Raw genomic sequence first — 14,447 nt, forward strand, 5'->3', positions numbered from 1 at the left:
AGCGGCTATTTTGCGCTGGCCGCATCCCTGATCAGTGAAGCCACCTGTTTTGGATGGGATACCATGACGACATGGGAAGCGCCGTCAATGGCCACCGTGGCCCGCGACTTGGCCCGATTGGCCATGAACTCCATCGCGGCCGGCGGGATGTTCCGGTCAGCCGTGCCGTAGATCCAGTATGAGGGCACTGCCTTCCAGGCAGCTACACCCGAGGGCTCGGTCAGAGCTGCCTGCGCCACCGGCCGCTGGGTCACAGCCATCAACCGTGCCTGCTCCGTCGGTACGTCGGCCGCAAATTGCTGAGGGAATTTGGACTGCTCAATGTAGAGATCGGTCACCCCATTGCTCAGTGCCACCGGCGGCGCGAGCGTGTCGCCAAGTGTACTACCCGGAAACTTCTCCGTCAGGCCGAGACTCGTCTCGCCCGTTTCGGGGGCGAATGCCGACACATAGACTAGAGCCTTCACATTCGCGTTGCCGTTCGCAGCCTCGGTGATCACTGCACCGCCATATGAGTGACCGACCAGGATCACGGGGCCCTTCAAGGACTTGACCACGGCTGACACAGCGGCTCCGTCGCTGGCCACTCCACGCAGCGGATTGGCGACCGCTATGACGTGGAAACGATCCTTTTCCAACTCTTCGATGACCCCGTTCCAACTCGACGATCCTGCGAAGGCACCGTGTACCAGGACGATCGTGGGCATCGGTTCGTCGGCGCTCTGCGCAGCTCCAGCGCCCGAAAGGCCGACAGCTGCTGCGAGTGCCAGGATCTTGATCGTTTTGCGCATGATGTTCGTCCTTGATGGAGAAAGTTACATGTGGGAAATCGCCAATCGGTCGTACGTGGCTATGTGCAGCTGCGCTCCGGGTGGGACTTTCAGCGACTGCAGAAATAGCTTCAACGCGCTAGGCAAAGCGCTGGCGCAGATATGCCGTCACGGTAATTCTCAGATGCTCGCGAGGGCAATCCATACAAAGGTATATATTAGTTGTGCAATTGTCTGGCAATTAAAACCAAGGTATAGCGTATAATTTATAATTTAATTTTGTTATTTATTGCTCTTCTATGAAGACCCGCAGATATCTATTGAGAATAACGAAGGTATGCCCGGGCTTCGCTTGAGTGATCAAACCCGAATTGAGGGCGGCGTCCAGCGCTGCAGTTGGCGACTGGGGTCGTTATGGTACCATGCTTAACAGGATTGACTTCACCTTCCCCTTGCAGCACGACGTTGATATTTCGGCTGGCGCCTCCGGCGCAAGCCACCAAGTCGGCCTGCTTTCGTTGGCCACGGCGCTTCCACCGTATGTGGTCGGGCAGGAGGAAGCAGCCGCGATGGCGCAACTCCTTTTCACGGATCTTTTCGAGCGCTCACCGAGTATGGCGAGCGTCTTCGCTAACACTGGCATACGTAAGCGGCACGTCGCGCGCCCAGTTTCCTGGTATCTCGAACCGCAGGGTTGGCCTGAGCGCACTGCTGTGTACGTGGAGGAAGGTAGCCGTTTGTTCGTCGAGGCTGCAAACAAGGCGCTCGACGCTGCAGGATGCGTGGCAAATGACGTGGATATCGTTGTCTTCATTTCTTCCACGGGGATTGCGACACCGAGCCTGGACGCGGTCGTGCATCGACAGATGGGATTCCGGCCCGATATCGAACGCGTTCCGGTATTCGGCCTTGGTTGTGCCGGCGGCGTGAGCGGCCTGGCCATTGCTTCGCGCATGGCTGCGGCTCGGCCCGGGTCGACAGTCCTCATGGTGGTGTCTCTCGAGCTGTGCTCGCTGGCCTTTCGTTCGGACCTTCTTGACAAGACCAACCTGATTTCCGCGGCGCTCTTCGGTGACGGCGCCGCAGCGTGTGTCCTGCGCTCTGGTCAGGCAGGCATCGCAATGATCGACGGCGCAGGCGAACATCTCTGGCCGGATACTCTCGGCATCATGGGATGGAACATGGATCCCGTGGGATTTGGCGTCCTGCTTGCACCGGACCTGCCAGCTTTCGCAGCGACCAACTTGGGCCCAGCGGTAGAAGGTGTCTTGGCACGCATAGGGCTCGGCACGGCTGACATCGGACGCTTCATCTGCCATCCTGGAGGGGCGAAGGTGGTAACTGCAATTGAGCGCTCGCTGGAACTAAACCAAGGATCGCTTGATCACGAGAGAACGGTGCTAAGCGACTTCGGAAACATGTCGGCACCAACCGTCCTGTTTGTTCTGGCGAGGGCAGTTGCCGAGGGACTGCCGAAGCGGACCGCTCTTTTGGCCATGGGACCGGGCTTCAGCGCATCATGTGTGTCTCTCGTGCGGGCGACATGACGATGGAAGCGGTTCTGGTTCTTGCATTGGTAACTCTCCAACGGCTTGCAGAGCTGATCCTGTCCTATCACAACACAAAGAGGCTTCTCGACAAAGGCGCGTGGGAAGCGGCGCCTGCTCATTACCCGTTCCTGGTTATACTTCACGCAAGTTGGCTCGGGGGATTGTGGTTGCTGGCGCCGGGCCGTTCCGTCGACGTGGGGTTCCTACTTGCCTATCTCGCCGTCCAACCCCTTCGGATTTGGATCCTGGCGACGTTAGGACGACGCTGGACGACACGTATCATCATATTACCGAACTCGCCTCTGGTTGTGCGCGGACCGTACGCGGTGATTTCGCATCCCAACTATTTGGTGGTCGTCGCAGAGATTGCACTGCTGCCGATGGCTTTCCATCTAGGCTGGTATGCCCTGATATTTTCCGCTTTGAATGCGGCTATCCTGTTTGTGCGCATCCTGGCTGAGAACATTGCTCTTGGCATTGGGTGTCCGCGTCTGAGGCCAGTCGGTCGCGCATTATGACCGCCAACGAAACGGTCCGGGTCCAATTCGCAACATGGGTAGGCTTTGCTGCGATGTGCCTCGGCATGTTCATGGCCGTGCTGGACGTGCAGATTGTCGCGACTGCACTGCCTGCAATCCGCTCTGCTCTTGGCATCGGCGACGATCGAATGAGTTGGGTGCAGACCGCCTATCTAATCAGCGAGGTGATAGGCATCCCGCTGACCGGATTTCTGACACGCGCCTTGGGGGTGCGCATCCTGTTTTCGGCGGGCGTCGGTGTCTTTACAGTTGCCTCGATCGGCTGTGCGGCAAGCCATGGATTCGAGACCCTGATCGCCTGGCGGATATTGCAAGGCTTTTCCGGCGGAATACTTATCCCGCTCGTATTCTCCGCCGTTTTTCTGCTGTTCCCCATACATCTCCAGGGGATTGCGACAATGATCGCTGGAATGCTGGCGGTCCTCGCGCCGAGCGTAGGCCCGGTAGCTGGCGGTTGGATTACAGAGACGGCCTCTTGGCATTGGCTGTTTCTGGTCAATGTGGCTCCCGGCATCATCGCCTGTGCGTTGGGCGTGACGATGCTGGCGAAAAAAAACTTAGACCGATCGCTGCTACGCACTCTGGATGTCGTGGGTCTGGCTCTTATGGCAATCTGCCTGGCCTCCTTGGAGATCGGGCTGAAGGAGGCGCCAACCCTCGGCTGGCTCCAAGGACCTACCCCGCTCCTGCTGGTCCTCAGTCTAGGAGCAGGCGTTACCCTGGGAGCCCGCGTGCTAAGACAGCGATCGCCAGTCCTGAACCTGCACCTCTTCCGCGACCGGAGCTTTTCCCTCGGCTGCGCACTGAGCTTCATCTTTGGCATGGGACTATACGGCTCGGTGTATCTGATGCCGGTCTTTCTGTCTTTCGTACGCGATCACGGCTCGCTGACCATCGGGCTCATCATGCTCGTCACTGGCATCACGCAAATGGCGACATCGCCTGTCGCCGTCTGGTTAGAGCCGCGCACCTCCGCGAAAGTTCTATCCATGCTTGGGTTCGCGGTTTTCGGCTCGGGCCTGGCGATGAGTGCTTTCTCTACAACCGGGACAGACTTCGATGGCATGTTTTGGCCACAGGTCATCCGTGGATCCGCCATCATGCTATGCCTGTTGCCTCCTACCCGGCTGGCGCTTGGCGACATTTCACCAGAAAATCTCCCTGACGCCAGCGCCTTATTCAATCTCATGCGCAATCTTGGCGGGGCCATCGGCCTGGCGTTGATCGACACGGTCATTTGGGGACGATCTCCAACGATTGCGAAAAACCTTGGCGAGGATCTCCTGGCAGGCGACAGCAAGATTGCGACGCTCATCGGTCTGCCACCCGGATTCGTGACCGGCCCCGTTTCAAAGCATGTCGCCCCCGCCGTCGAAGCCATCGTGCAGCCACTTATCCAAAAGGCGGCGCTCACCCAAGCCATTGATGAGGCGTGGGCCATGCTGGCTTGTGCCATGATCTTAGCGTTTACCCTTGCCTTACTTGTGCCGGCGACACGGCGGCCGACACAACCTCAGGCAGCGACGGCGTAACGAGAAACGATTGGCATTGTGCTGACCGCCGAGTTCGAGTCCGTTTCCAGGTCATGGATCCCATTGGGGCACGGAGCCCAGTTGTTCGCCGGTGTTGCAGGCTGAAACTTGAACCCGCCTGAACTTCGTCGCGGCGGAAGAACGTGTTCCGCATAGGGGCGCAGGATAGCTTGCACAACGCGTTCCGGTCCGTGTAGCCATTGACGAAGTGACCAACGGCATTCTCTTGGTATCCGGTATGACCGCGACGTTTACTGTGAAACCAACCGGAAATCAGACCGTGAGCTGGCTGGGCGCGCTTGGGGATCGGTTTAAGCGCCTCCCAGAGCTTTTCCAGCAACCGATGTGGCGAGCGGATTGTGCCGGTACCGCATTGCATGGTGGTCCGTTTTCTGAGAATTTACCCGCAACGACTGAACCCGCAGCGCGCACGCCGGGGCAGATTGATCCCGGGCTGGTGCCTAGGTGTTTGATCCCGTTCTTTGATGGTGCATTGTTTTCTTCCGAATCGAACGAGGCACTATGGGCCAGGTTCTACATGGCAGCGCCACGACGACAAAGGCAGAGGGCGTCGAGACTAAAGACTACCTGGATTTTCTACGTGAACACGGATGCACGGAGATACAAGGATATGTCATAAGTCAGCTATCCCCGCACTTTTAATTCCCGAACTACTAAAGAAGTTTAGAGATACTAGAAGCCCATAACGGCCTGAGAGGCGTAGGGTATTATGCACTCTCTAGCCGGCGCCGCCGGACTGTTCGTGTTAGGATAATAACGGCGTTCATCGCGGCCGATCACGGGATTGCGAACGGACGATCTTGTTGAGAACTTTGGGCATGAACAGACCGGTTTCCAGCTTCATACGGTATGGCGTCTGATGCGGGCGCATGATCCCTCCGAAGAAGCGTTCGTTGTCGTCGTCGAAGACGACGAGTCGCTTCGCGAAGCGCTGATCCGCCTGTTTCGTTCGGTGGGTCTGGGCGCAATGGTGTTCGGATCTGCCGCCGAACTGCTCAAGGCGAAATTGCCGGATGTCCCCAGCTGCCTCCTGCTCGACGTTCGTTTGCCGGGACTTAGCGGTCTCGATATCCAGGGCGAGTTGAGCAGTGCGGGGATCGAGATGCCCGTCGTATTCATGACCGGCCATGGCGACATCCCCATGACCGTACAGGCGATGAAGGCGGGAGCGGTCGACTTCCTGACCAAGCCCTTCCGAGACCAGGATATGCTCGACGCGGTGAACATTGCCATCGAGCACGACCGGAAACGACGTGCTGCGCTGAGTTCGGTGTCAGCGCTCGACGAGAACTATGGAAGGCTCAGCAACCGCGAGCGTGAGGTCATGGCGATGGTGACCGCCGGGCTCATGAACAAGCAGGTCGCCGGCAAGCTGGGCCTGAGCGAAATCACCGTGAAGATCCATCGCGGTAATGTAATGCGGAAGATGGGCGCGAGAACGCTCGCCGAACTGGTCATCATGGCACAAGCGCTCGGACGCATGAAAGCCGGAGAATGACCACACCAATGTATGATTCCATTCGCGATCGGCCAGAGCCAAATTGGCAGAATGCCTGTTCGCCGTGGCCCCTCAGAGGGCGAGCTGCCGCCGATTCCTATTCAAACAAGGTTGGCATGGCGTTTGCTCAGTTCAAAGGTATCCGCCGCAGTGGCCCCGACCGGCAGAACGAGCTCAACCGGCTGGGGGTCGAGGTCTCGATCATATTCATGACCGGCATGGCGACGTCCCGATGTCCGTGCGGGCAATGAAGGGCGGCGCGTTGGACTTCCTGACCAAACCGTTCCGGGATCAAGACCTTATCGACGCAGTCGCGGCGGCTATCGAGCGCAGCCGCGCCTCCCATGCCGAGGCGAGCGGGCTCAAGGCGCGACGCAGCCGCTTCCAGTCGTTGACCGGCCGGGAGCGCGAGGTCATGCTCCTTACCACCGACAGCTTGATGAACAAGCAGATCGTGGGAGCTTGGGATCGCTGCGGCGACGATCAAGATGCCCCGGGGGCAGGCGACGCGGAAGATGAGCGCGCACTCCCTTGCCGAGCTCGTGCGAATGGTCGACAGCCTGGATCTGATCCGCGAAGACGCGCTGCGAATGCAGCACTTGCCGTGCAGTTCCGCCTAAAGACGCGGATCGTGCGTATGGCGATGCGATAAACTAGGTCCACGACGTGCTTCATCAGGGTCTCATATCGATCGTCGACGACGACGACTCCGTCCGCAGCGCGACATGCAAGCTGCTGCGTCAGGCGGGCTATCCGGTCGAGAGCTTCGCCTCGGGCGAGGACTATCTGTGCTCGGCCGCCGTGGACGACACGCGCTGCCTGATCTCCGACGTCAGGATGGCCGGCATGAGCGGCCTCGACCTGCAGGCCCACCTCATCGAGAAGGGGTACCGGATCCCGATCATCTTCATGACCGCCTACCCGGAGGACAAGGCGCGAGCACGGGCGATGGCCGCCGGCGCCGTTTGCTTCATCAGCAAACCGTTCGACGCGGAGGTGTTAACCGGGTTTATCGAGCAGGCGCTGGCGACGCCTCCCTGAGCTCTGCGTCGCGCGCGGCGGGCAGCGTGAACACGAACACCGCACCGCGCGGCATGTTGCAACTGGCCGAGATCCGCCCGCCGTGCGCCTCGATGATCGACCGGCAGATCGACAGTCCCATGCCGAGGCCGGCGGCCTTCGTCGTGGCGAAGGCGTCGAACTCTCTGCCGTCGATGTCCGGCGCGAGGCCCGGGCCGGTGTCTGCGACGGTCACTTGCACATCAATTGCCGCGATCAGTCCCGTGCTCACCAGGAGCTCGCGTGAGGTCGCGTCGTCGCTGCTCATCGCCTCCACGGCGTTGATGATGAGGTTGAGCATAACCTGCTGGATCTGCACGCGGTCGCCGATGACGTTGGGCAGGTCCTCGGCAAAGCGGGTCACGACCGTGATCGAATGCCTGTTCAGCTCGTCGCGCGTCAGCTCGATCACCTCCCGCACAGGGGCGTTGATCTGCAACGCGTCCTCGATCGGTGGAGACTTGCGGATGAGGTTGCGAATGCGGCCGACGACTGCGCCGGCACGGAGGCCGTCCTTGACGATCTTATCGAACACTCTCGTGACCTCCGCGAGATCCGGCGCGCCCCCCCGGATCTCGCGGAGCGAAACCTGCGCGTTGGTGACGATCGCGGCAATCGGCTGGTTGACCTCGTGCGCGATCGAGGCGGCCAGCTGGCCGAGAGTGGAGGCGCGGTTTGCGTGGACCAGCTCCATCTGCGCCTCCTGATAGCGCCGCTCGTTCTCGCGCGCATCGGCTTCGGCCCGCTTCAGATCCGTCAGGTCGAGGATGTAGGCGACCCCTTGGTCGGGCTGCGTCTCGAAAGCCGCGGCGCCGATCAGGACGGGCACGCGACTGCCGTCCTTTCGGAAAAATTCCTTCTCCCGCGCCCGCATCGCGCCCGTAGTCCGCAATTCCTCCGCCTCGACCCGAATGTGTTCCTCTTGCCATTCAGGCGGCGTCATGTCGAACCAGCGCAAGCCTGTGCGCAGGTCCTCACGGGTATATTGCAGCATAGTCAAGAACGCGTCGTTGGCCTCGATCAGGCGTCCATCGAGGTCCCATATCAGAATGCCGATAATGTCGGATTCCACTAGGCGGCGGATCTTTGCCTCTCGCTCCTCGATGTCGCGATAGAGGCGGGCGTTCTCGAGCGATATCGCCGCCTGCACCGACAGGAGCTTGAGCACGGCCACCTTCCTGCTGGTGAACACCCGCGGAGCGAGATTGTTCTCGAGATAAAGGAGGCCAATCAGCCGATTTTGGTTGACGAGAGGCAGGCACAGAAGCGAGCGCACGCTGCCCTCGGCGAGATAGATGTCGTTCGAGAACGTGTTGGGCTTCGACGCATCGTCGAGGATCACGCTTTCGCGTACGCGCGCTACGTAGCGCAGGATTGAATCCGGCAACGGGACCACGAGATCCGTCTTGTCGCGCGAGCGTGCGATCACCCCGTCCGCGTCGACCGAGGCTTGGGCCTCGACCCGATGCTCTGGCCCGTCAACCAGGAGGAGCACCGCTTTTTCGCCGCCGGCGTGCTCCATCGCGGTTCGCATCAACGTGTCGATGAGTCGGTCGAGGTCCGTTTCGCCTGCGACGGCCTGAGACACCCTGATGACGGTGGCAAGGTCCAGGCTTTCGACCGAAGACGCCCCCGTGCTCGTCGGACGTTCGGCGGGGTCGCCGTCGCCATGGCTATAAGGCGCAGTCGTCTCGAGCTGGCGAACCTTGCCGGCGGCTCCCCAGCGACCATAGTGCTGCAGCGCTTCGCGCAGATAGGTTCGGGCTATGGTCTCAAACCCTTGGCTCGCGTAGAACCGCGCGGCCAGCTCGTTCGCGAGCGCTTGGTGATGGACGATCCCGTGGCTCTGGGCGAGGTCGATCGCGCGGTCATAGAGGCGCATCGCATCGACGACCCGGCCCTCGATCCGGGCGATCTCGGCGCCGACCAACGTGGCGCGGTCTTCGAAGTTCGCGCGCTCATGATCGGACCACTCGAGGAGCCGCCCGTGATGGGAGGCGACCGCCGCCACGTGGACGGCGCGGTCCTCCTGCCCGGCGTCGTCGCAAATTCCGGCCCGCGCGAGCGCCGCATAGAAGTGATATTCTACGATCTCGAGCGAGGACGCCGACGTCCAGAGAAGCGGCTCAGCCTTCGCCGCGCCCTCGATCGCCGACGCATGCTCCCGCGCAAAGACGCCGAGCTGCAGCTTACGGATCCAGTACCAGCAGTTCGCGATGGGCAGCGATCGCGTCCGACGCTCGAACGCGTCCTCGCTGAAAACGTCCGCCTCGAAACGGCCGAGCGCCGGCAGCGCCCCGCGCAGCGCGCGGATCAGCTGGAGTTGCGGCGTCATCAGGTCGACGACGTAGCTGAACTGGTGGTCCCGTGCGAACCGCAGGCCGTCCTCCGCCTCCCGCTGAGCGGCTTCGAGGTCGTGTCCAGACGCCAAGAGGTTGGACAGCAGGTTGGCGCAGCTGAACCCGGCGAAGATGACGTCGCCGACATCGTTGGCCTGCTCGAAGGCACGCCGCAAGAGCACGCGGCCATCGCGCATCGGCCGCGTCCAAGGGCTGACGTGCGCGCCGAACAGCATGTTGGCCCGCCCGCGGAACCGCGCCAGCCCGCTCCGCTCGACGAGGTCGAGCCCCAGGCTCGCGACCTCGAAGCCCGCCTTGTAGTCGCCGAGATAAGGCCCGAGGACCATGCCGGACCAGACATAGGCTGCCGCCGAGATGTCGCTCCTGCCGTATTCGAGGGTGAGATTGGCCATCCGGCACGCGACCAGACAAAGGAGGTTGGCGTCCGTCGGGACCGACGGCGACGCCATCTGTAGAAGGACCTCCATCGTCGGCCGGGCGACCGGATCCGTCATCGGCGGCAGGTGACGCAAGGAATCGATCGGCCGATCGCCGAGCGCATCGCGCAGCCTCCGGTATTCCGTCTCGACTTCTGCTTTCGTCGGATGCGCCGACCAGTCGATCCCGACGTGCCTCAGATAGTCGAGCGCGACCTCCACCGCCGCGCTCTGCTGGTTCAAAGTGACGAAGATCTCGCCGCGCAGGCGCGTCAGCGCCGCGAGATCGGAGAGGCCGGTGGCCTGCGGAAGGAGGGCCACCAGCCGCTCCTCGGCGAGCGATGGGTTGCCCGTTACGAACTCGCATTCGGCGAGATGAAGCGTGAGCTCGAAGGCTAGATCCGGTCGGACTGTCCAATCGTCCACGGTCAGCAGGCCAACGCCGGTCTCGAAATAGGCGTGCGCCGAGGCATAGGCCGCCGCTGCCGTGGTGCGTTTCCCGGCGACGAGGTTCAGCTCGACGACGCGCTGGCGCTCGGCGTCGGCGGTAATCAGCCCCGCGCCACGATTGAGCTGGTTGACGATGTCGAAGATCGCCTCTTCGCGCCCCTCGACGGGGGCGGCGCCCGCCATAAGCCGTCCGATCCGAAGATGCGCCGCTGCGCGCTCGGCTTCTGGGAGGAGGAGATAGGCCGCCTCCTGCACCCGGTCGTGCGTAAAGCGATAGCCGGTCGCTGTGCGCTGGATCAGATCGAGACGCCGGGCCGGCCAGAGGATCGCGTCGATCCGCTCCGCATCGGCGCCGAGCAGCAGCGACAGCGTCGCCATATCAGCATCATTGCCGATGCACGATAGCTCCTGCAATGCAGCTTGGGTGTCCTTCGGCAGCCGGCCGAGCTTCTCGACCATCAGATCGACGATATTCTCGGTGTAGCCCTGCGCCTTGATCCGCGTGACGTCCCACACCCAGCGCGACCGCTCGTGATCGAACGCTAACAAGCTGTTCTCGGCAAGCATCGAGAGGAATTGGATCACGAAGAACGGATTGCCGTCGGTCTTCTCGTGGACGAGTTCGGCGAGCGGCGCGCAGTCGTGCTGCGGGCTATGCAGCGTGTCGGAGATCATCTCCGTGAGCTGCGGCCGGCCGAGCGGGGCCAGCGCGAGCTCGGTCACTCTCCCGCCCCCCGCCTTGATCGCCGCCAGCTTCTGCATCAGCGGATGGCTGGCCGAGACTTCGTTGTCGCGATACGCGCCGATCAACAGGAGATGCTTCAGCTGCGATCTTGTGAGGATATCCTCGATGAGATCAAGCGTTTCCATGTCGAGCCACTGGAGATCGTCGAGGAACAGCGCCAGGGGGTGCTCCGGCTGCGCGAAGACGCCGATGAACCGCTGAAAGACAAGCTGGAATCGCGCCTGTGCCTGCTGAAGCGAAAGCTCGGGTGCCTGCGGCTGCTCGCCGATGATGAGCTTTAGCTCCGGGATCAGGTCTGTAATCAGCCGGCCGTTCGGGCCGAGCACATCGAGAAAGGCCTGGCGCCAACACGCCAGCTCTTCGTCGCTCTTGCCAAGCAGCGGGCGGACCAGTTGCCGAAATGCCTGCACCAGCGTGCCGTAGGGACTATCGCGCTGGTTCTGGTCGAACTTGCCGGACGAGAAGAACGCCCGTGGCGGCACTAGCGCCTTGTGCAGTTCGTGCACGACGGCTGACTTGCCCGTGCCGGAGTAGCCGGCGACCAGCAACAGCGCGGGATGCCCGGTGCGGACGACGCGCTCGAATGAGGAGATGACGACCTCGCTCTCCTGCTCGCGGCCGTAGAGCTTCTCCGGGATCAACAGCCTGTTGGGGATATCGTGCGCACCGAGCGGGAATGACTCGACGTGGCCCGTAGCGGTCCGGTCCGCGAGGCACCGCAGGAGATCGCGCTCGAGCCCGAGGGCCGTCTGGTAGCGGTCCTCCGGCGTCTTGGCGAGGAGCTTGGTGATGATGGCCGAGACCATCGGCGGAACGGTCGCCACCCGCATGTGCGGCACCACGGGCCGTCGCGCGATGTGGCAGTGCACCAGCTCCATAGGGTCCGGCGCCACGAAGGGCAGTTCACCGGTGACCATCTGGTAGAATGTGACCCCGAGCGAATAAAGGTCGCTGCGCGTGTCGATCGACCGGTTCATCCGGCCGGTCTGCTCTGGCGCCATGTAGGCGAGCGTGCCGTCAATGGTCTCGGGCGGCGACGGCGCCTGCCGCTCGCGACCGAGCCGCGAGGCGATCCCGAACCCGGTGAGGCGGACCTCTCCCTCCGCGGTGACGACGATCTTCGCTGGCTTCACGTCCTTGTGGATCAGCCCGTGATGGTGGACTCCGCCGAGCGCCCGCGCCGCCCCGACCGCGAGCGTCAGAAAGCGCCCCGTCTCCATCGGGCCGTCGATCAAGCGGGCGAGGAAGTCGCCGCCGAGGTCTTCGAGCACCAGCGCGGTCGATCCGTGGGCGTGATCGAGCGCGAGCGGCCGCACGGCCCAGGCGGGGTCGAGCTCGTCGCGCAAGGCAAATTCGTGGGCGAAGTGCCGGGAGAGGGCAGAAGCCATACGTTCGGCGGCAGCTGAGAAGATCAGCACTGAAGCTGTGCCGGTCGCATCGCAGTGGCGGGCGACTTCTACGTCCCCACACACAAATCGAACGTGTTCCTCGCCGACGATCCGAAACGACTGGGTCATATTCTTTCTCTCTGCGCGTTTTTTTCGCGCGCCCGGTCATCGGATCCCTCCACCGTGGCAAACGGACCCATCGCCCGACAGTCTCAGGCCTCTGCGGCACGAGTCCCCTCCGACCGAATCCGCCATACGCGGAGCGCTATTGTACAGCCGACAGTAGACACTTCGACGCCCGCAGCAATTCTACGGGGGATACAGCTCACCATACTTTGGTATGGTCGTTTTGTTAACGGGAAACAGCGCCCAGAAGATGGCATCGAGCGCTATGCTAGGCGCGTGAGCATGGACGAGATTGAGGTAAACGTCTTCAACCTGAACATCTCGCGTTATGTTAGCACGGCAAGGGGAGTACTCGCTACATGACAGTGAGTGCCTCGCGTTCCAATCGGGGCGAGACGCCAACATCTTCAGAGATTCTAACTACGAATTTGTCATAAGGTCTTTCTTATTGTTTCCCAATGCCGGTCGTTGTGCGATTTCTGGTGGTGTAACTTATTCAAGTTGTTGTAGTTTTCGTACTGCGCTGCTATGATAGCGTAGGGAAACCAACATATCGAACATGGCGCAATTGCCGTACTAATCCCGTACTAGTTCTCATGGTAGACCTTAGAATCGCCCTTACAGACCGCGCCGTAGCATGCCTTCACCAGGCGGCTTCAGGTCAATATTTTGCTCGGGACACCGACCTGCCGGGCTTCATGGTGCTTGTAGGCAAACGCAAAAAAACGTTCGTCGTCCAGGGTGATCGAATGAAGGCGGGCGAGCGTCTTTCCGTCCGGATGAAGGTTGCCGAAGTTGGAGAACTCACAACGCGTGCGGCGCGGGCGAAGGCCAAGGATATTCTCGGCAAGATCGCCAACGGCGTGGACCCTCGCGCCTCGACGCGCAAGTCGCGCGGCGATACTGCTGAGGTTGATCTACCCTCGATCTCGAACCCCACGCTGCGCACTGCCTGGGAGCGTTATCGCGACGGGCATATGAAGAACAAAGGCCGCAGCGATGGGACGATCAACAACTATCGTGATCACATCGAGCGGCTCTTGGTCGCCTGGCTAGACGAGCCCCTTTCCAAGCTCGGCGACGATCCTTCCCTTGTGACCGTGCGGCACGAGAAACTCACCAAGGAGAACGGCGCCTACATCGCCAACGGCTGCATGCGAACGCTTCGCGCCGTCTACAATCACGCTCGCAAGGTCGCCCGCACACTGCCGGCGGACAACCCGGTCTCAGCCATAGACTGGAATGCCGAACATCGGCGCAATACCGCGCTCGGGCTTTCGGATCTCGAGGGCTGGTTCACCCAACTCGCAGCATTGAAGAACCCAGTTCGTCGGGAGCTCCATTTGTTCATGCTGCTCTCGGGCCATCGCCCTGAAGCGATCAGGAAGGCGCGGGTCGAGCATGTCGACTTTCGCGCCCGTGTCCTGCACATACCTAGGCCGAAAGGCGGCGAGGTCAAAGCATTCGACATACCGCTTTCGCGAGCAATGGTCCGCTGTCTGATTCGAGTGATGCGCATTGGTCGGGCTCTCTATGGCGAGCAATCGCGTGAATGGCTCTTCCCAGCCGATAGCCAAAGCGGCCACATCATCGAGCACAAGGAGAAACGCAGCGATCTGTCGAAATGGGGGAATGACCTGCGGCAGACCTTCCGCACAATCGCCCAAACTGCGGGCGTTGCGGATCTGGACGTTCACCTTCTGATGAACCACTCGATCCCCGGTGTTAACGCAGGCTACATCACACGAAACAAACTGCTGAGCGACCACCTGCGCCAGCAGCAGGAGGCCATCTCGCGTCGGATGCTCGAAGCCGGGCGGTCGCGACAGAAAGAACCTAAGCGCTGCACATGCGTCTGGCTCACACTTCCAAGCAAGCGCTTGCTTTCTGATCTGGTGAGCGGCAAGGATTAGCGGCTTAAAACCTGCACGGTGTGCGGCATTTGACGCGCATTGTTGAACAGCCTCACCTCTCGACGTCGACAAAGCCGACT

Annotated in this window: 9 protein-coding genes; 7 read left to right on the forward strand and 2 right to left on the reverse strand. The window is 61.4% G+C overall.

All coding sequences use genetic code 11. The annotated features are described in order from the left end of the window. Nucleotides 1-5 precede the first annotated feature (5 nt). Nucleotides 6-791, reverse strand: coding sequence for an alpha/beta fold hydrolase (locus NKH95_RS01625; protein WP_352890742.1), 786 nt, complete (start codon nucleotides 789-791; stop codon nucleotides 6-8). Between the two features lie 335 nt (nucleotides 792-1,126). Here NKH95_RS01625 and NKH95_RS01630 point away from each other — a divergent pair, with 335 nt between their 5' ends. The 6 genes from NKH95_RS01630 (at nucleotide 1,127) to NKH95_RS01660 (ending at nucleotide 6,951) form a co-directional block, all read left to right on the forward strand. Beyond that, nucleotides 1,127-2,317 (forward strand): type III polyketide synthase, encoded by a 1,191-nt coding sequence (locus tag NKH95_RS01630; RefSeq protein ID WP_352890744.1) that lies wholly within the window; start codon nucleotides 1,127-1,129, stop codon nucleotides 2,315-2,317. Next, a complete protein-coding gene (locus NKH95_RS01635) occupies nucleotides 2,314-2,838 on the forward strand; it encodes an isoprenylcysteine carboxyl methyltransferase family protein (protein WP_352890746.1) in 525 nt (174 codons plus the stop codon). The genes NKH95_RS01630 and NKH95_RS01635 overlap by 4 nt, the downstream gene beginning before the upstream one ends. After that, the gene (locus tag NKH95_RS01640) at nucleotides 2,835-4,391 is read left to right on the forward strand and encodes a DHA2 family efflux MFS transporter permease subunit (RefSeq protein ID WP_352890748.1); all 1,557 of its coding nucleotides are present in this window, start codon (nucleotides 2,835-2,837) and stop codon (nucleotides 4,389-4,391) included. The genes NKH95_RS01635 and NKH95_RS01640 overlap by 4 nt, the downstream gene beginning before the upstream one ends. An 880-nt stretch (nucleotides 4,392-5,271) precedes the next feature. After that, nucleotides 5,272-5,910 carry a response regulator transcription factor gene (locus NKH95_RS01645; protein WP_352890866.1) on the forward strand — a complete coding sequence of 213 codons (639 nt, stop codon included), beginning with the start codon at nucleotides 5,272-5,274 and terminating at the stop codon, nucleotides 5,908-5,910. Nucleotides 5,911-6,142: 232 nt separating this feature from the next. Continuing rightward, nucleotides 6,143-6,562 (forward strand): response regulator transcription factor, encoded by a 420-nt coding sequence (locus NKH95_RS33415; RefSeq protein ID WP_502895151.1) that lies wholly within the window; start codon nucleotides 6,143-6,145, stop codon nucleotides 6,560-6,562. Nucleotides 6,563-6,576: 14 nt separating this feature from the next. After that, on the forward strand, nucleotides 6,577-6,951 hold the full coding sequence (locus NKH95_RS01660) for a response regulator transcription factor (RefSeq protein WP_352890754.1): 375 nt from the start codon (nucleotides 6,577-6,579) through the stop codon (nucleotides 6,949-6,951). Here the strand turns inward: NKH95_RS01660 and NKH95_RS01665 are convergent. Further along, nucleotides 6,920-12,457 carry a trifunctional serine/threonine-protein kinase/ATP-binding protein/sensor histidine kinase gene (locus tag NKH95_RS01665; RefSeq protein ID WP_352890756.1) on the reverse strand — a complete coding sequence of 1,846 codons (5,538 nt, stop codon included), beginning with the start codon at nucleotides 12,455-12,457 and terminating at the stop codon, nucleotides 6,920-6,922. The two genes, NKH95_RS01660 and NKH95_RS01665, sit on opposite strands and share 32 nt — an antisense overlap. Nucleotides 12,458-13,050: 593 nt before the next feature. Here NKH95_RS01665 and NKH95_RS01670 point away from each other — a divergent pair. After that, complete coding sequence (locus NKH95_RS01670; protein WP_352890758.1) at nucleotides 13,051-14,367, forward strand: tyrosine-type recombinase/integrase; 1,317 nt, start codon at nucleotides 13,051-13,053, stop codon at nucleotides 14,365-14,367. Nucleotides 14,368-14,447 lie beyond the last annotated feature (80 nt).

This window comes from Mesorhizobium sp. M0848 (genome assembly GCF_040319805.1).
Classification (GTDB): domain Bacteria; phylum Pseudomonadota; class Alphaproteobacteria; order Rhizobiales; family Rhizobiaceae; genus Mesorhizobium.

Excerpts from the sequence above, each read along its gene's own strand:
- NKH95_RS33415 (WP_502895151.1), top strand. The coding sequence starts at position 6,143 with ATGTCCGTGCGGGCAATGAAGGGCGGCGCGTTGGACTTCCTGACCAAA.
- NKH95_RS01635 (WP_352890746.1), top strand. The coding sequence starts at position 2,314 with ATGACGATGGAAGCGGTTCTGGTTCTTGCATTGGTAACTCTCCAACGG.
- NKH95_RS01665 (WP_352890756.1), bottom strand. The coding sequence starts at position 12,457 with ATGACCCAGTCGTTTCGGATCGTCGGCGAGGAACACGTTCGATTTGTG.
- NKH95_RS01645 (WP_352890866.1), top strand. The coding sequence starts at position 5,272 with ATGCGGGCGCATGATCCCTCCGAAGAAGCGTTCGTTGTCGTCGTCGAA.
- NKH95_RS01670 (WP_352890758.1), top strand. The coding sequence starts at position 13,051 with ATGGTAGACCTTAGAATCGCCCTTACAGACCGCGCCGTAGCATGCCTT.
- NKH95_RS01640 (WP_352890748.1), top strand. The coding sequence starts at position 2,835 with ATGACCGCCAACGAAACGGTCCGGGTCCAATTCGCAACATGGGTAGGC.
- NKH95_RS01625 (WP_352890742.1), bottom strand. The coding sequence starts at position 791 with ATGCGCAAAACGATCAAGATCCTGGCACTCGCAGCAGCTGTCGGCCTT.